The organism is Vibrio sp. Makdt, assembly GCF_027587015.1.
Classification (GTDB): domain Bacteria; phylum Pseudomonadota; class Gammaproteobacteria; order Enterobacterales; family Vibrionaceae; genus Vibrio; species Vibrio chagasii_B.
This window is the reverse complement of record NZ_JAPPTH010000046.1, coordinates 1-17551: the sequence shown is the minus strand read 5'-3', so window position 1 is coordinate 17551 and position 17551 is coordinate 1. Positions and strand designations below refer to the sequence as shown.

The following is a 17551-nucleotide window of genomic DNA, read 5'->3' as shown; positions in this document are numbered from 1 at the left end:
CCGATTCAGGATTTATTACAGCAGTGCAAATACACAAAGGATTAAGTGTTAGCGAGCACTCTCCACTCCTCAGTATCATACCGATAGATTCCCCTTTAGAGATTGAATTGCTTGTACCAACACGATCAGCTGGGTTTATAAAATTAGGAGATAAGGTGAAAATTAGGTTTGATTCCTTTCCTTATCAAAAATTTGGCATGTTGGAGGGAAAGATTATACATGTTGACAAGGTACTCTTACTACCCAATGAAAAGCGAATACCAATAAAAACTGATGAAGCAATGTATGTTGTAAAAGCTAGCTTAAATAGTCAATTCATATCCGCTTATGGAAAAAAGTTCTCGCTAAAAGTAGGGATGATCGCTGATGTGGATATTATTATGGAAAAGAGAAAATTATTTGAGTGGGTTTTAGAACCGGTATTAGCGTTAAAAGGTAAATTATAGTGATTCAGAAACCTATGAACATCAAAGAAATACTTAAAAATACCACTAGTCTATTGAATTTCAATAGTTTCAAACCGGTACCATTAATTTTACAATCGGAATTATCAGATTGTGGATTAGCTTGTTTAGCAATGATCTCATCTTATTATGGTCACAAGATAAACATACAATCATTAAAAACATTTAGCCTTACAGATAGCTATGGTATGCGTTTATTCGATGTGATAGAAACAGCTAAGTGTGTAAATTTATCAACAAGAGCATTAAAATGTAGTCTTAATGATATTTCTAAGCTAAGTTTTCCATGCATTTTACATTGGGATCTTAATCATTACGTTGTAATTACTGGATATAAAAATGGAAAGTATTACATTAATGACCCAGCTCTAGGAAAAAGGGTACTAACTGAAGAACAGTTCAGTAACTCCTTTACGGGTGTTGTATTAGAAGCATCTCCTAATTCTGATTTCAAAAAAGAAGACTCAAAGGTTGTTATGAAGATTAATCAACTTTGGAGTAATATTTTAGGATTAAAAACTTCTTTAATTTCCTTACTAACTTTAACTGTCATAATTCAAATTATTGGATTACTCACCCCCTACTACATGCAATGGGTGGTTGATAATGTTCTTATCAACAATGACGAATCACTTTTAAAGATCTTGGCTATTGGATTCTCTTTACTACTACTAGTCAGTATAACCGTTAGTTCATTTAGAGGGTGGTTAGTTATTAGAATCAGTAGCTCATTGAGTCTTCAAATGGGAGCAAATCTTTTTAATCATTTGCTTAACTTGCCAATTTCCTACTTTGAGAAACGTCATGTTGGGGATATTGTTTCTCGTTTCGGCTCTTTGAGTGCAATACAAACTATGATTACAAATGACTTTGTAGAAGGAGTAATAGATGGTTTTATGACATTTATTGTTTTAATTGTAATGTATATCTATAGTCCTATTTTAAGTAGTATCGTTCTATTAAGCATATTAATGTCATTCTTAGTCCAATTACTATATTACTACCCTAACAGAAGATTGGAAGAAGAAATAATTAGTACTGGAGCATCAGAAGATTCATTATTTCTTGAATCTATACGGGGGATACAAACCTTAAAGCTATTTAACTTAGAGTGTAATCGTTTGAACGACTGGATAAATATATCTTCAGACATTATTAACTCAAGAATAAAACAAGGAAAGTTAGGTATTACAGAAGGCGCTATTAGTAGTTTTATATCTAGCTTAGAGTCCATACTTATTGTCTATATTGGAGCTAGTATTGTAATGGAAGGAAACCTTTCAGTCGGTATGCTTTTAGCTTTCATAGCCTATAAACAGCAGTTTACATCAAGCTGTTCAGCTCTTATTTCAAAATGGTTTTCTTTCAAAATGCTTAGTTTGCATCTTGAAAGGTTATCTGATATCGCCCTAGAGGAAAAAGAAGAGAGTTTCGAGAGTCTTCAAGCTTTAACCGCTCTAAAGGGGCATATTCGTGTAGATCGTCTTGGATTCAAATATTCAAGTAAATCTGACTGGGTTTTTAGAGATATTTCATTTGAAGTTAGGCCAGGAGAATCCTTTGCAATAGCTGGTGCTTCTGGTTGTGGTAAGACGACGTTAATGAAAATAATCTTAGGTTTACTTAAACCAACTGAGGGTAGTGTATATGTAGATGGAGTAGATATATGTACGATATCTAAAAGTTCATACAGAAATCATGTTGCTGCAGTAATGCAGAATGATACACTTTTTATGGGCTCTCTAGGTGATAATATCACTTTAAGCAATGAAAGTTATGATGAGGGAAATCTTATTGAATGCTGCAGAACAGCATGTATATTGGAAGAAATACGTGCGCTACCTATGCAGTTTCATACTCAAGTTGGAGATATGGGAAGTGTATTTTCCGGCGGACAGTTACAAAGGATTTTTTTAGCTCGAGCTTTGTACAGAACACCAACGATATTATGTTTAGATGAATCTACAAGTCATTTAGATATGCATAATGAGTATATGATAAACTCAAACTTAAAAGAAAAGTCGATGACAACTATTTTTATTGCCCATAGAGAACAAACTATATCTAGTGCTGATAGAGTCTTTTATCTTGACTAATAGAAAAGGGATATAATTTACTATTGCTTACTTGCAGCCTTGGATCGTAACTTCACTAAGATCTCTGGCGAGTATAACTATGATTATACGCGGCATGGTTGCAATGGATAACCTAGGTCCAGCTGATTCTGCTTTCTGTCACTACAAATCGCAGAATCAGTTGTTGGTATTGTGATCACAACAGAAGCAGTGATGAGAGAGAAACCTCAAGGAGTAGATCCTGTAATGGATGACTGGGACATTCTCATGTGTGACTATCTCTATTGCAGAGAAAGCTATACATTAGTTTGAAAGCTGATATTTCTGTCTTAATGGAGAGCCGCCAAGTAAAAGTGATTGGTTAAAAGCTGCACCAAGAGTGGGAAAATCCGAATGTTCTTTTAACAATCGGATTTTTATGTTTCTTAGGTAAAACGTCCGAAAAAGAGAACGATGTTTACATAAAACAGTAAAAAGAGGCCTTGTTACTGTGCAGCTCAGTCTCTAAAAGGACATTAACGATTTTTAACTTACAAACATCAAAGCTAAAAAATTCTACTCCTTTTCAATGTATGTGTTTCTATATACGAAAAGCAGAAGTCCATTTACGACTCAAATAACACTGTCGCTACCGCGTAATGACGCTCATCTGAAATAGTCAGGTGAATCGAAGTTGTGCCACTCGCTTGCGCAATCTCTAAAGCTTTATTGTGCAAGCTCAGCACCGGCTTACCATGCTCATCATTTGAGATTTCAAAATCATGAAAAGTAACACCCAGTGCGATGCCTGTACCCAGCGCTTTTGATGCTGCTTCTTTAGCTGCAAAGCGCTTAGCGAGATAGCGACCTTTTTGTTTGAGCTGCTGAAACACTTCAAATTCAGAATCCGTAAGAATACGCTGAGCAAATGCCTCACCACTGCGTGATAATGCTTTTTCAACACGTTCAATTTCCGCGATATCTGTCCCAAGCCCTACAACAGCCATGATTACCCTTTAACTACTTTTTGATGATGCCACTTAACAAGCTAGATATTTAATAAGCTAGATATTGTTACGCGCGTTTTCCATTACAGCTTTCATGTCAGCTACGGCTTTGTTCAAGCCATCAAAGACTGCACGTCCCATGATTGAGTGACCGATGTTTAGCTCGTAGATTTCTGGCAGTGCCGCAATTGGCGCCACGTTGTGGTAAGTCAGACCGTGACCTGCATTCACAGTAATACCAAGATCGTCTGCGTAGCTTGCGCCGGCAGCAATCTTTTTCAGCTCGTCTTGTTGGTCTTCTTCTGTTTTCGCGTCAGCGTAGTGGCCAGTGTGAAGCTCAATGAACGGTGCGCCACACGCTTTTGCTGCGTCGATCTGCTCGCGGTCAGCATCGATAAATAGAGATACCTTGATGCCTGCTTCTGACAGCTTTTGCGTTGCTGCTTTGATCTTATCTAGTTGACCAACCACATCCAAGCCGCCTTCAGTAGTTAGCTCTTCACGCTTTTCAGGAACAAGACAAACAAACTCAGGCTTAGTATCAAGTGCAATCTGAACCATCTCATCCGTCACTGCCATTTCTAAGTTCATGCGAGTTTGGATAGTTTCAGCTAGAATACGAACATCGCGATCAACGATGTGACGACGGTCTTCACGCAGGTGAATGGTGATGCCGTCAGCACCAGCGCGCTCAGCAATTTCAGCTGCGTGTACTGGATCTGGGTATTTAGTACCACGTGCATTACGTAGTGTTGCTATATGGTCGATATTAACGCCTAAAAGGATTGAGCTCATTTTCCAATACTCCGTGCTCTAGAGAGACCTGCTCTTGGCAAAAACAGTTCTCTACTTTTTAATGGTTTGCCGCCAAGATACGGCTTTAAGGCTATGCGTGTAAAGCGTTTTGCCGCTTTTAACTGCTCTTTAGTGATAAACCTACGTTCGCTGATCGCAATAAGTTCATCGCCCATAAAAGTCAGGTTGTCTCGTCGCACTGAAGCAATGAAACCTTTCTGCTCTCGGTAGCGATAAGTCATTGTTGGATCAATCGGTTCACCGGTACCCGCACAGTGTAAAAAGTCGACGCCATAACCCATGGCAGATAGCAATGCCAACTCAAAGCGACGCAGTGCTGGCTCTGGATTTTCATTATGCGCCAGCTCTGTTAAAGCATGAAGATAGTCGTGAAAAAGAGCAGGCATTGGTACTTCAGCCATCAGCACTCGACCAATCAACTCATTCACATACATTGCGGAGTAGAGGTTAATGCCAGTGAGAGGCAAACCTAAACTGATAGGCTCAGCTTGGCGCAGTGTTTTCATTGAGCTGTTCCCCGACCACTTGAGTAGTAGAGGCGTAAAAGGCTGCAACGCTCCTTTTAAATTAGAACGCTTGCTACGAGCACCTTTCGACATCAACGTTACACGACCAAACTCTTCACTGAAAATATCCAGTATCAAGCTCGACTCGCTATATGGCCTACGGTGCAATACAAAGCATCGCTGTAACCCTTCGCTCAATGATTTATCCTTCTTACAGATACAAAAAGAGAGAGTTCGCACTCTCTCTTAAACTCACTATTTTGACTTTCACATCCAGTAGAGGAAAGTGAAGTTCAAACTAGATTATAGATCGTCGATGTAGCCTAGTGAACGAAGTGCACGTTCATCATCAGCCCAACCAGATTTAACCTTAACCCAAGTCTCTAGGTAAACCTTACGACCGAATAGCTCTTCCATATCGATACGTGCTTCGCGACCAATCGTTTTGATCTTCTCGCCCGCTTTACCAATCACCATTTTCTTCTGACCAGTACGTTCAACAAGAATCAGTGCGTTGATGTGGAAGCCATCGTTATCTGGGTTGTAGTCGAAACGTTCGATCTCAACCGTTACCGAGTAAGGCAGCTCATCACCCGTAAAGCGCATCAGCTTTTCACGGATAATTTCAGATGCCATAAAGCGTTGCGAGCGATCCGTCACGTACTCTTCTGGGAAGTGGTGTGTCGCTTTAGGTAAGTGTTCACGTACGTGCTTACGCAGTACATCAATGTTCTTACCTTGCTTCGCCGAGATTGGCACAACATCAATGAAGTCCATCTTCTTAGAGACTTCCATCATGTGCTGCATCACGTTAGTACGGTCTTGAACGTTATCTACTTTGTTGATGCAAAGTACAACTGGGAAGTCAGTCTTCTTCAGCTTGTTCAGAACCATCTCATCGTCTTCGGTCCAGTGAGTACCGTCGACAAGGAAGAATACTAGGTTCACATCACTCAGTGAGCTGTTTGCTGCACGGTTCATCAAGCGGTTGATGGCACGCTTTTCTTCAATATGAAGTCCAGGAGTATCCACGAAAATCGCTTGGTAATCCCCCTCAGTTTCCACGCCCATAATACGGTGACGTGTGGTCTGTGGTTTACGTGATGTAATAGAAATCTTCTGTCCCAGAATATGGTTCAGAAGCGTCGACTTACCTACGTTTGGGCGACCTACAATAGCGATGAAGCCACAGTGTTGGTTTTCCGGTAGGCTAGGTTGTTTGCTATCAGATGAAAAGAATGCATCGATATCGAATTCTTGGTTGTTATCAGACATTGCTTAGTTGCTCTAATGCTGTTTCAGCAGCCGCTTGTTCTGCCTTGCGGCGGCTAGTGCCTTTACCGATAACAGGTTTATCCACACCTGCCACTTCACACTCAACCGTAAACTCTTGGTTGTGTGCTTCACCTTTAATATTAGTCACTGTGTAGACTGGTAGAGGATTTCTTCGACCTTGTAAGAACTCTTGAAGACGAGTTTTCGGGTCTTTTTGAGATACTCCAGGCTGAATAGCTTCTAGGCGAGATTGGTACCAGCTTAAAATAATGCCGCGAACCGTCTCGGTATCACTATCTAGATAGATAGCGCCAATGATCGCTTCAACAGCATCCGCTAGAATAGAATCACGACGGAAACCGCCACTCTTCAACTCACCTGGACCTAATTTTAAGTAATCTCCTAGCTCGAATTCACGACCTAGTTCTGCCAATGTATGACCACGTACTAATGTTGCACGCATACGGCTCATATCACCTTCGTTTACCTTGGGGAAACGGTGGTATAGATCATCAGCGATAACAAAACTTAAAATTGAATCGCCCAGAAACTCAAGACGTTCGTTATGTTTACCAGCGGCGCTGCGGTGAGTCAGCGCCAAGTGGATAAGATCGGCATCATTGAACTGATAGCCAATCTTTCTTTCTAGTTTATCAATTGGAGAATTCATGCTCTCTCGATGTGTTAATTGATCGATTAATGAATCCCACCGATGCGATTAAAACGCACACCAGTAGGAATCCATGTTGGAAGTATACTGTCTGAACCACGTTCGAATTCGAAACTGATCCAAATAGCAACAGCCTTACCAACAAGGTTTGCTTCAGGGACAAAACCCCAAAAGCGGCTGTCTTTACTGTTGTCACGGTTATCACCCATCACAAAGTATTGCCCTTCTGGAACGACCCATTCGTTAACACCAGGACGAGGCTGATACGATTGCACACGATTACGACGCAATGGGTTAACTAAGATTTGGTGCTCTACATCTCCAAGCTGTTCATTCAGTTGAATCAGAGGCACACCATCTTGAATAAATTGGCTTTCTTCAACATTACTTAATTTCACTGGTTTACAGCTACTTGTACCTTTCGCTTGGATACAGACTTCTTTACGGCTGCTGTAACGAATAATATCACCTGGCAGACCAACAACACGTTTAATGAAGTCAACATCTGGATCTAGCGGGTACTTAAATACGATTGAATCACCACGTTCTGGCTTGCCTGTTTCTACCAATTGAGTGCGCCATACTGGGTCTTTAAGACCGTACGCGTACTTCTCTACCAAGATGAAATCACCAACCAAAAGCGTTGGCATCATCGAGCCAGAAGGGATTTGAAACGGTTCGTAGATGAACGAACGCAAGATCAAAACAAATGCAATTACCGGGAAAATGGACACGCTATTCTCTACCCACCAAGGCTGAGCCGTAACTTTTGCGTTGGTTTCAGCGTCTAGGCCATTCGTTTGTGCTTCCACATCAGCAAGCTTTTGTTGGCGTTTCTTCGCCCACACAAACTTTTCCAATGCCCACACAATGCCAGTCACTAAAGTTAAGAGCACTAAAAAGAGCGAAAATTTGTTAGCCATTGATATCCCTTAAATTTCATTTCTTTAAAAATAACGAAAGTGAAAGAATAGCGAGCTACCCTTTCACTTTCAATTATTCGTTTAACGCTGGATAAAGTTAATCTTTGCCAACGTGAAGAATTGCTAAGAATGCTTCTTGAGGCAGCTCTACGTTACCGATCTGCTTCATACGCTTCTTACCTTCTTTCTGTTTCTTCAGAAGCTTCTTCTTACGACTCACGTCACCACCGTAACATTTCGCGATTACGTTCTTACGCAGTTGTTTCACTGTAGAACGAGCGATGATGTGGTTACCGATAGCCGCTTGAATCGCGATATCAAACATTTGACGAGGGATGAACTCTTTCATCTTCTCTACAAGCTGACGACCACGAGTTTGCGATTGATCTTTGTGTGTAATCATCGCAAGTGCATCAACCGTGTCACCGTTTAGAAGTACGTCTACACGAACCATGCTTGATGCTTCAAAGCGTTGGAAGTTGTAATCCAGTGATGCGTAACCACGAGACGTTGATTTCAGACGGTCGAAGAAGTCCAGTACTACCTCAGCCATTGGAATATCGTATACAACCGCTACTTGGTTGCCGTGATAAATCATATCAACCTGAACACCACGCTTCTCAACACACAGTGTGATTACGTTACCTAGGTAGTCAGAAGGTACTAAGATATTACAGCGTGCAATCGGCTCACGAATCTCGTTGATATCATTGATAGCAGGCAGCTTAGCTGGGCTATCAACATACAGTTGAGTGCCGTCTGTTTTTTCAACTTCGTATACTACAGTTGGCGCAGTTGTAATTAGGTCTAGATCGTATTCACGCTCTAGACGTTCTTGGATGATCTCCATGTGAAGCATACCCAAGAAACCACAACGGAAACCAAAACCAAGTGCTGCTGAGTTCTCTGGCTCGTAGAATAGAGAAGCATCGTTCAGACTTAGTTTACCTAACGCATCACGGAAGTTTTCGTAATCATCAGATGATACTGGAAACAGACCCGCGTATACCTGTGGTTTTACTTTTTTAAAGCCTGGTAGCGCTTTTTCACAGCCGTTTTTAGCCAGTGTTAGCGTATCACCAACCGGTGCACCTAGGATGTCTTTGATACCACAAACAACCCAACCTACTTCACCAGTATTTAGTTCAGTAGTATCTACCTGTTTCGGTGTGAAGATACCTAGACGGTCTACACCCCAAACTTGGCCTGTGCTCATTACTTTGATCTTGTCGTTCTTCTTCAGAGAACCGTTCTTGATACGAACAAGAGAAACAACACCAAGGTAGTTATCGAACCAAGAATCGATGATCAGCGCTTGCAGTGGCGCTTCAGGATCGCCTTCTGGAGCAGGAATTGCTGAAACAATATTTTCTAGAACATCGTCTACACCGATACCTGTTTTCGCAGAACAGCGCGTTGCTTCCATCGCGTCGATACCTACGATCTCTTCGATCTCTTCAGATACGCGCTCTGGATCAGCTGCTGGAAGGTCAATCTTGTTGAGGATTGGCACAACTTCCAGATCCATTTCGATCGCTGTGTAACAGTTTGCTAGAGTCTGAGCTTCTACACCTTGACCAGCATCGACAACCAATAGTGCGCCTTCACAAGCCGCAAGAGAACGTGATACTTCGTATGCGAAGTCAACGTGTCCCGGAGTATCGATGAAGTTAAGTTGGTAAGTTTCACCATCTTTTGCGGTGTAGTTTAGTGTCACACTCTGAGATTTGATGGTGATGCCACGTTCACGCTCAAGATCCATCGAATCAAGGACTTGTGCAGCCATTTCACGATCGCTTAATCCTCCACAAACTTGGATTAGACGGTCAGATAGGGTCGACTTACCATGGTCGATGTGGGCGATAATCGAAAAGTTACGAATGTGCTTCATAATTTGGTGTGACAAACTCTTTAAATTAGGACGGTAAGAAAGCCGCAAAACTATTTAAAAATAGCTAACGGTGGCGGCATTTCAATCAAGTTGGCAGATTCTACCCAATTTAGCAGCAAGACGCATCATAAATTAGACGAGTGGCTCACCTAGGATTCGAATCAATACGACTTCTTGCTTGGATTTGTCTTCCATCGGTTTAGCGAGTCGCTTCGCTAAAGCAATACCACCAGCTGTAAATAGGGCTGCGCTCAGTATAACAATCCCCTCGCCCCCTTGAAGTAAGGGTTGTAACAAGAGTTGTCCAATGCCAGCACCAATCATCAACATGAAAAGTGGGATGAGATAAACAATAGCTGCAGACTGAAGTAGGCTTTTTTCAGGAAAGCCGATTTCTACAATCTGACCCGCTTTCACAAGGCTTTTGGTTTTTAATTGCCAAAACAAGGATTTGTTGCCAACCGCTTTGGTGACAATACCAGTACCGCAGCTTTTTTGTGAAGAGCAGCTGCTGCAACTGGTTTGTTGTTCGCAGCTCAGTTGAACAAAGTATTGCTTACCTTTTTGTTCAACTGAGCTAACGGTAGCCAGCGCGGTCATCATTGCGCTGATACCTGATTATTGAAAGTCACAGATTGAGCGATACGCTTAGCTGTCGCTGGCGGGATATCACCCACGACAGATACCTCTCTGTCGCCAATCACTAAGCTGTGCAAGGTTCTGCGTCCTTGACGTACCAACTGGCCTTTCAATGAGTGTTCGTCTTTGTCGGCGATGTATACCGAAAAGCTAAATAATCCATCGCTGAAAAGCTGACTCTCGACCATTTTATCGGTCGCAGCCATTTGGTAACGGCTCAATTCTTTTGACTTAAACCCTTCTGGCACCCATGAAGCTTGCCAGTCGGTCTCACTCACCAAACCTTCAGGTAATGATAAAACCTTCGGCAGTTGCGCTTGGTTTAAGCCACCCATGGCTTCAGCGATTTTATCGTTCACGACATAAGAGATAGTTCGGTACTGTTCCAGTATTTCACCATCACGATCTAATAAGTCGGCACGTAAAGGAAGACTGGTTTTCTCGTCTACCCAAACCACGTATGAGTAACGAAGGCCATCTTTTGGCACTACGCGTAACACTTGAGTAGTGCTGCCCGCTTCACGAGAACGCCCAACTTTTACAAAGTCGTAGTACTGATTCAGGGATTCGATATCTCGATTGATCATCGGAATAACAGGAGCAACCATGCTGCCTGACTGGATCGTAAACGGCTCTGTACCCGGTTCAATGTAGCTCACTTCATTACCGCGACGAATCACTTCACGAACAGGGCCACTCAGGTAAACAAGGTGTGCGAGTTGTTGGTCGTCGTTAACCGCATGGCGATAAACAAGAGGTTCAATACTGCTCTTCTTGATCAGTATGTAAGAGAGTTCGTAATTTAGATGCTGACTGGCCTCGTTCATTTGATGCAACAACGCCTTTGCAGTTGTTTCCTCTGCAAAGGCTGTTGGAGACATCAAGCTGAACAGTGTCAGTGCACTGACCAGGATTTTCTTCATTCAATGTCCGATTCTAGATGTGCATCTTCCATAGGCGACGCATCACTGTTTAATCTTAGTTGTAGCTCATAATCTTCTAGCATTGCATGAACGCGTTTGCGCTGCTCTTGCAAGTTTGCTTCAGAAGCCGGTCTCTCTACAGAGTCACGCGTTAAGCTCACTGGCTCAGCCGATCCTGCAAATGGAATCGTCTGAAGTACAGGTAACTGTTCTGGTGCCGCTGGGTCGCTGCCACCATATTGTTGAACACCTAATACAACTGCTAATGAAACACACGCTGCCACAGCAACTTGTCCAAACTGTTGTAACCACGCAGGAAGCTGACGCTTCGCTTGCTGAGGCTTTGGTTGCTCTTCAATTGGAGCAACAGTAGGTTCAACATTCACTTGGTGCAGGTTTGGCATTGCACTGTGTGCAGGCTCATCTTCAAGCGCTGCTGCCACACTACCAGCAATATTCCAATTTTTAGTTTCTGGCGCATCCCCACGCATAACGTCACCAATTAAGTGGTAACTCTGCCAGGTATTCATGCTTTCTTGATCAGATTCTAGGTCTACAATGAGAGCTTTATCGATCGTTTCACCATCCATGAGTGCCGAAAGCTTTTCTTTATCAGCCATTATTTTCACCATAATTATTACAAGTTCTAGCGTTGTAAAAGAGGTTTAATTTTCTTTTCCACCGCTTCACGAGCTCGGAAAATACGCGAACGTACGGTTCCTACAGGGCAATCCATTACTTCTGCAATCTCTTCGTAGCTCAAACCTTCAAGCTCACGCAGCGTCATTGCAGTTTTTAAGTCTTCTGGTAGCGCTTCAATCGCACCAAAAACAACTTGTTTCAATTCTTTTGACAGCGTTAAGTTCTCAGGGTTCGATATTTCTTTTAACGCGCTGCCTGTTTCGTAATATTCAGCATCTTCTGCATCTACATCCGTTGCGGGAGGCCTACGGCTCTGGGCAACGATATGATTCTTAGCGGTGTTCACGGCAATTCGGTACAACCATGTATAGAAGGCACTCTCGCCACGAAAATTAGGTATCGCGCGGTAAGCTTTAATAAAAGCTTCTTGTGCTACATCAGGTACATCACCGGAATTATTCACGTATCGAGAGATAAGATTACAAACTTTGTTTTGATACTTAACCACTAGTAAGTTAAATGCTTGCTTATCTCCACTCTGAACTCGCTCAATCAACACTTGATCGGTTAGCTGCTCGTTCATTCGAGCGGGTACTCCTATTGTTATAACCCTCACCTTCACAGATATGGGTACTAATTATGCGAAATGTAGTATTGACACCACCGTCTACAAGAGCACTATTGTGACTAAGTCAAATACCGAAAGTTCCAACTTTCTTAAAATTATTTGCCATTATTGTTTCACAATGTGATGTAATAAAAATAGCTATCCCTATCAATTTGGGGAAACTTGAGCAAAAGCAATGGTATTGAGCAATTAAATATTTCTAGATAGCTGTCTATATCTTGATTTTGCATAGCGTTTTAGGACGACTCTGGGGAGATTATAACAGTCTTACCTCAACTCCTAAAACAAGACAAAGTCAATTGAGAGTGGACAACTCGACTATAGCCCGGGATTTAATAAGTTTTATGAACGCAAACCGTGAACATCAGTGTGATGTATTAGTGGTAGGAAGTGGTGCGGCAGGCTTGTCATTAGCCTTACGCGTAGCAGAACATGCAAAAGTAATTGTATTAAGCAAAGGACCACGCAGCGAAGGATCGACGTATTACGCACAAGGCGGTATCGCTGCGGTGTTCGATGAGTCTGACAGTATTGAGTCTCACGTTGAAGATACTCAAATTGCCGGGGCTGGGTTATGTGAAGAAGATACAGTTCAATTCATTGCTGAGAATGCTAAAGAGTGTGTGCAATGGCTGATTGATGGCGGTGTTCCATTTGATAAAGATGAGAACAGCACTGATGGTCAACCTAAGTACCACCTAACTCGTGAAGGTGGACACAGCCACCGAAGAATCCTGCACGCTGCCGATGCAACCGGCATGGCAATGCAAACTTCACTGCAAGATAACGTCAAGAATCACCCGAACATCGAGATCTTCGAGCGCCACAACGCGCTTGACTTGATCACTGAAGATAAAATTGGTGGTTCGAAAGACAAGGTTATCGGTGCCTACATCTGGAACCGTAACCAAGAACACGTAGAAACCGTACGCGCTAAATTTGTTGTACTTGCTACTGGCGGCGCATCAAAAGTATACCAATACACGTCTAACCCAGATGTATCTTCTGGTGATGGCATTGCTATTGCTTGGCGTGCAGGTTGTCGTGTAGCAAACCTAGAGTTCAACCAATTCCACCCAACCTGCTTGTTCCACCCAGAAGCGCGTAACTTCCTACTAACGGAAGCGCTACGTGGCGAAGGCGCATACCTGCGTCGCCCGGATGGTACACGTTTCATGAAGGACTTCGATGAGCGTGGTGAATTGGCGCCTCGAGATGTGGTTGCTCGCGCAATCGACTTCGAAATGAAGCGATTAGGTGCAGACTGCATGTACGTCGACATCAGCCACAAACCTGAAGAGTTCATCACCGCGCACTTCCCAATGATCCACACTCGCTTGATGGACTTGGGTATCGATATGACTAAAGAGCCGATCCCGATTGTTCCTGCTGCGCACTACACCTGTGGTGGTGTGATGGTCAATAAAGATGGTCAAACGGATCTGCAAAACCTCTACGCGATTGGTGAGGTTAGCTACACTGGACTGCACGGTGCGAACCGTATGGCATCAAACTCACTACTAGAATGTGTGGTTTACGCGTGGTCGGCAGCAAAACATATCGTTGAGAACATTGAACAATCTCAGTTGTGTGCTGAACTTCCAGCATGGGATGAAAGCCAAGTCACTAACAGTGATGAAGAAGTTATTATCCAGCACAACTGGCATGAACTTCGTCTATTCATGTGGGATTACATGGGTATCGTACGTACAGACAAACGTCTTGAGCGCGCAATGCGTCGTATTCAGATGTTGCAGCAAGAGACTCACGAGTATTACAGCAACTTTAAGGTGTCGAACAACCTTCTAGAACTGCGTAACCTACTTCAAGTCGCTGAGCTAATGGTTCGCTGTGCAATGCAACGTAAAGAGAGTCGCGGCCTGCACTATACATTGGATTACCCAGAGCTTGCTGAAGACAGTGGCCCAACGATTCTGACACCAGAGAAACGTCAATCGTAATCTGGCGCATTCACCAACAATGAAAGTAATCAAATGAAAGGGAGCCTAGTGCTCCCTTTTCTTTTATCTCACGGCTCATCGATTACTTTAGCTGAGCGAACGCATTCGTTGTAAGTTCGCCAAAAAGTGCCGATATTCTTGATCTTGGCAACTGTCTCGCCATAACAGTACCGAGTGACCGCATTCAAATCGTAATGTTATAAAGAATTGCGCCCAAATCTGGTCGACGGACTTTAACTTGTAAAGCTGATCATTAAGCCGCACCTCACCATCACCCTTATAATCAAAACGCCCTTGAGCACTGGTGATAAGCATATGATTGGCACGAAACAGATTGAAGGATAAATAAAGACAATAAAGGCTGACAGCCAGTGGAATAGAAGAGACAACGATGAAAAACAAAAGGCACCCGAAAACAGTGCCTTTTGTTAATAATGCGAAATGCGAAGGGTTAAGCTGGAGCTTAACGAACCTTGCTGAGGTTGTGTGCGACAATTTTATCAACCATTGATGCATGACCTAGGTTTTCACTGCGGCCGTGGCCCATCACCCAAGTAAACAAGTCTGGATCATCACACTCTAGTAAAGAAACAAACTCGCGCTGTTCCTGCTCTTGCAATGAATCAAAACACTCTTCGAAAAATGGCATGATGACTACATCAAGTTCTAACATGCCGCGACGGCAACCCCATTTAATTCGTGCTTTCTGCTCTGCAGTGTACATTGGCTATCCTCACCTATAATTTTTCTTTCTTGGAGTGTAACAAGTCATACGCTCTGCAACTACTATGTGGGTCACAGTCCCTATCTCAGCTCACAAAAAAACCTAGGCTGACAAAGAAACAGAACAGGATTAACATAGAGCCAAATAAAATTCTTAGGAAAGATAAAATGGATTGGAAAAACACCTTTCAGCCGCACGCTCATACGCAAAATGATTCGCTTCCAGAACTGATGATGACACATGTGTCAGACTGGAGTGCAATTACCATGGTAGGCGACGACAAAAAATCGTACCTACAAGGTCAAGTAACGTGCGACGTCGTGACTCTTCCTAATGATGAATCCACATTAGGCGCCCACTGTGATGCAAAAGGAAAGGTATGGAGTATCTTCCGCCTATTCCACCACAACGGTGGTTATGCGCTTATGCAGCCTAAGTCTGCGATTGAAGTTGAGCTCGTAGAAATCAAAAAATACGCTGTCTTCTCTAAAGTCGATATTGAGCAAACCAGCGATGTGGTTATCGGTGTGATGGGCGCAGCTGCGGATCAATACATAGACTCAATTTCAGAGAGCCAAGGTAAAGTTCGTGCGATTTCAGGCGGTACAGCCGTTCAAGTCGCAGAAAACCGCTGGGCTCTGCTTGTAACAGAACAAGCTGCAGAAGCTTTGGTCACTAGCAGTTCTGCGGAGAAAGTCTCAGAGGCGCTATGGCAGTATCATGAAATTATCGATGCTCAGCCTCACCTAACCAAAGCAGAGCAAAATGAGCACATCCCTCAGGCACTTAACCTGCAAGCGATTGGTGGCATTAGCTTCACCAAGGGCTGTTACACGGGGCAAGAAACAGTAGCTCGCGCTAAGTACCGTGGCATGAACAAACGTGAAATGCGCATTGTTTCTGGTTCGACTGCGGAAGTGCTAACACTAGAGAACCCTATTGAGCTAGAGCGTAGCGTGGGTGAAAACTGGCGTGGTGCAGGTCGACTGATCAACGTATATCAATTTGCTGACAACCAAGCGATTGGTCTAATGGTTCTGCCGAATAACCTGGATGACGATGTTCAACTGCGTTTGACAGCACAACCTGATCAAATCTGGAATATCCTGCCACTGCCTTACAGTCTTGACGACGAGTAATTACGTGGAAACAGTGATTACACAATGGCTCGATCAGCAGCAGGTAAACTATCGCCTGCTGCTGCAAAGCAAGCCAACCACCAGCATCGAAGAAACCGCACAAGAGCGAGGCATCGACCCCTCTCAAATGGTGAAATGCATTCTACTCAAAGACATGGGCAATCAATACGCCTTAGCCTGTACGGCTGGTGATCGCTCGGTCGACCCAAAGAAAGTGCGCTCAATTTTAAATTGCCGCCGAATGACTTGTGTTCCGCTAAGCGATGTAGAGTCCATCACTGGTTTTAAGATAGGTTGTGTTGGCCCTCTTGCATTAAAGAGGCACATGCCGATCATCTTTGATCCTTCGATTCAAAACAATTCGACGGTGACCATCAGCTCTGGGGATCGAATGGCAGGTATTGCTCTGGATCCCGATGATCTCATAGCCCTATGCGCGCCTATCATTACAGAGATAAGCCGATGATCAGATCAAAGCAGTAACTGATCGCAAAGTCACATTCCAGTTTTCACTAGATACATATTTATTGTGAAGTTCGTCATAAGATAAATAGATTAAAGTTAAATATTTAATCAAAATTAAAGCATAAGTAGTCACAAGTAAAAAACTGCGTTATTGTGGATTTACTGACTAGCCCCCTAGGCAAATCAGTACAAGTGAATCCACTGAGTAACATCAGTATCCACTTTTGTGTAATGCATCTGTGACTATTCGCCCGTTTTAGACGGGCTTTTTTTTTGTCTTAATTTTACAATTTGATTACACAAACAAAAAAATCCCGCCTATTCTTATACTTGTCACATTAACACTGCTTAATACCGAACAGGAAAGTTCACGGCAGTTCACTACTCAGTATTATTTTGGGGAGGAGCTCACGTAAAAATAGATATTTACTGTAGAAAGTGCTTAGAACAGCACAAATATCTAATTAACGTCAACGCTACTGCATATTACTCCATGCTTATCACAATTATTTTTCCGGAGTTTTTCTATAATGTGCAGGCTAGGTAAATATAAGGATAATTAAGAATGAGACTGTTTAAGCGCTATACACCGAGTATGATTGCTAAACATGTAAGTCGACTTTTCAAAGGACGAATCTACATTTACGGCGTAGGGAAATTTGAGTTTGATAACGGCAAGTTAGTCCTGCCAGATCGAGCAGAGCAACGCCACTTTCAAACAGTGAAAGAAATAAATAGTGAAATTATGAAGCTGCGCTGTGCTTACGCATAATCTGATTATCTAGAAGATTCCAAACAAAAAGGGTTGGCTTATTGCCAACCCT

19 protein-coding genes are annotated in these 17551 nt (G+C 42.8%); 6 read left to right on the top strand and 13 right to left on the bottom strand.

Going from position 1 to position 17551, the window contains the following annotated elements; all coding sequences use genetic code 11:
* Window positions 1-446 (top strand): HlyD family efflux transporter periplasmic adaptor subunit (locus OH460_RS26830; protein ID WP_270000149.1); only part of this gene is annotated, 446 nt, incomplete at its 5' end.
* A complete protein-coding gene (locus tag OH460_RS26825) occupies window positions 446-2560 on the top strand; it encodes a peptidase domain-containing ABC transporter (protein ID WP_270000148.1) in 2115 nt (704 codons plus the stop codon). The genes OH460_RS26830 and OH460_RS26825, both read left to right, overlap by 1 nt.
* 584 nt (window positions 2561-3144) lie before the next feature.
* On the opposite strand, the gene acpS is transcribed toward OH460_RS26825, so the two are convergent.
* The 11 genes from acpS to rpoE form a co-directional block, all read right to left on the bottom strand.
* The gene (gene acpS, locus OH460_RS26820) at window positions 3145-3525 is read right to left on the bottom strand and encodes a holo-ACP synthase (RefSeq protein WP_004739039.1); all 381 of its coding nucleotides are present in this window, start codon (window positions 3523-3525) and stop codon (window positions 3145-3147) included.
* A 57-nt stretch (window positions 3526-3582) separates the two neighbouring features.
* Window positions 3583-4320, bottom strand: coding sequence for a pyridoxine 5'-phosphate synthase (gene pdxJ / locus OH460_RS26815; protein ID WP_270000147.1), 738 nt, complete (start codon window positions 4318-4320; stop codon window positions 3583-3585).
* The gene (gene recO, locus OH460_RS26810; protein ID WP_032498827.1) at window positions 4317-5045 is read right to left on the bottom strand and encodes a DNA repair protein RecO; all 729 of its coding nucleotides are present in this window, start codon (window positions 5043-5045) and stop codon (window positions 4317-4319) included. The genes pdxJ and recO overlap by 4 nt, the downstream gene beginning before the upstream one ends.
* A 105-nt stretch (window positions 5046-5150) precedes the next feature.
* Window positions 5151-6122 (bottom strand): GTPase Era, encoded by a 972-nt coding sequence (gene era / locus OH460_RS26805; RefSeq protein WP_008224485.1) that lies wholly within the window; start codon window positions 6120-6122, stop codon window positions 5151-5153.
* Window positions 6115-6792, bottom strand: coding sequence for a ribonuclease III (rnc, locus tag OH460_RS26800; protein WP_004739034.1), 678 nt, complete (start codon window positions 6790-6792; stop codon window positions 6115-6117). Before rnc ends, era begins: the two co-directional genes overlap by 8 nt.
* A gap of 26 nt (window positions 6793-6818) precedes the next feature.
* Entirely contained in the window at window positions 6819-7715 is an 897-nt protein-coding gene (gene lepB / locus OH460_RS26795; protein WP_270000146.1) for a signal peptidase I, read from the bottom strand.
* A 97-nt stretch (window positions 7716-7812) separates the two neighbouring features.
* Entirely contained in the window at window positions 7813-9606 is a 1794-nt protein-coding gene (lepA, locus tag OH460_RS26790) for a translation elongation factor 4 (RefSeq protein ID WP_008223960.1), read from the bottom strand.
* 132 nt (window positions 9607-9738) lie between these two features.
* Window positions 9739-10209 carry a SoxR reducing system RseC family protein gene (locus OH460_RS26785; RefSeq protein WP_004739029.1) on the bottom strand — a complete coding sequence of 157 codons (471 nt, stop codon included), beginning with the start codon at window positions 10207-10209 and terminating at the stop codon, window positions 9739-9741.
* Window positions 10206-11168 carry a sigma-E factor regulatory protein RseB gene (gene rseB, locus OH460_RS26780; RefSeq protein WP_061032435.1) on the bottom strand — a complete coding sequence of 321 codons (963 nt, stop codon included), beginning with the start codon at window positions 11166-11168 and terminating at the stop codon, window positions 10206-10208. The genes OH460_RS26785 and rseB overlap by 4 nt, the downstream gene beginning before the upstream one ends.
* Complete coding sequence (locus OH460_RS26775) at window positions 11165-11788, bottom strand: RseA family anti-sigma factor (protein ID WP_270000145.1); 624 nt, start codon at window positions 11786-11788, stop codon at window positions 11165-11167. The genes rseB and OH460_RS26775 overlap by 4 nt, the downstream gene beginning before the upstream one ends.
* Before the next feature lie 26 nt (window positions 11789-11814).
* The gene (rpoE, locus tag OH460_RS26770) at window positions 11815-12393 is read right to left on the bottom strand and encodes an RNA polymerase sigma factor RpoE (protein WP_008223963.1); all 579 of its coding nucleotides are present in this window, start codon (window positions 12391-12393) and stop codon (window positions 11815-11817) included.
* Window positions 12394-12782: 389 nt separating this feature from the next.
* On the opposite strand from rpoE, the gene nadB reads away from it, so the two are divergent.
* Window positions 12783-14399, top strand: coding sequence for an L-aspartate oxidase (gene nadB, locus OH460_RS26765; protein ID WP_008223964.1), 1617 nt, complete (start codon window positions 12783-12785; stop codon window positions 14397-14399).
* A gap of 87 nt (window positions 14400-14486) precedes the next feature.
* Here nadB and OH460_RS27385 read toward each other — a convergent pair whose 3' ends face one another.
* Entirely contained in the window at window positions 14487-14915 is a 429-nt protein-coding gene (locus OH460_RS27385) for a protein YgfX (protein WP_333482715.1), read from the bottom strand.
* Window positions 14863-15123 carry an FAD assembly factor SdhE gene (locus tag OH460_RS26760; protein WP_004735374.1) on the bottom strand — a complete coding sequence of 87 codons (261 nt, stop codon included), beginning with the start codon at window positions 15121-15123 and terminating at the stop codon, window positions 14863-14865. Before OH460_RS26760 ends, OH460_RS27385 begins: the two co-directional genes overlap by 53 nt.
* 167 nt (window positions 15124-15290) lie before the next feature.
* Between OH460_RS26760 and ygfZ the strand changes: the two genes are divergently transcribed.
* The 3 genes from ygfZ (at window position 15291) to OH460_RS26745 (ending at window position 17499) form a co-directional block, all read left to right on the top strand.
* Window positions 15291-16262 (top strand): tRNA-modifying protein YgfZ, encoded by a 972-nt coding sequence (ygfZ, locus tag OH460_RS26755; protein WP_270000144.1) that lies wholly within the window; start codon window positions 15291-15293, stop codon window positions 16260-16262.
* 4 nt (window positions 16263-16266) lie between these two features.
* A complete protein-coding gene (locus OH460_RS26750; RefSeq protein WP_198778527.1) occupies window positions 16267-16728 on the top strand; it encodes an aminoacyl-tRNA deacylase in 462 nt (153 codons plus the stop codon).
* A 564-nt stretch (window positions 16729-17292) separates the two neighbouring features.
* Complete coding sequence (locus tag OH460_RS26745) at window positions 17293-17499, top strand: DUF1107 domain-containing protein (RefSeq protein WP_008223967.1); 207 nt, start codon at window positions 17293-17295, stop codon at window positions 17497-17499.
* The last annotated feature ends 52 nt before the right edge of the window (window positions 17500-17551 follow it).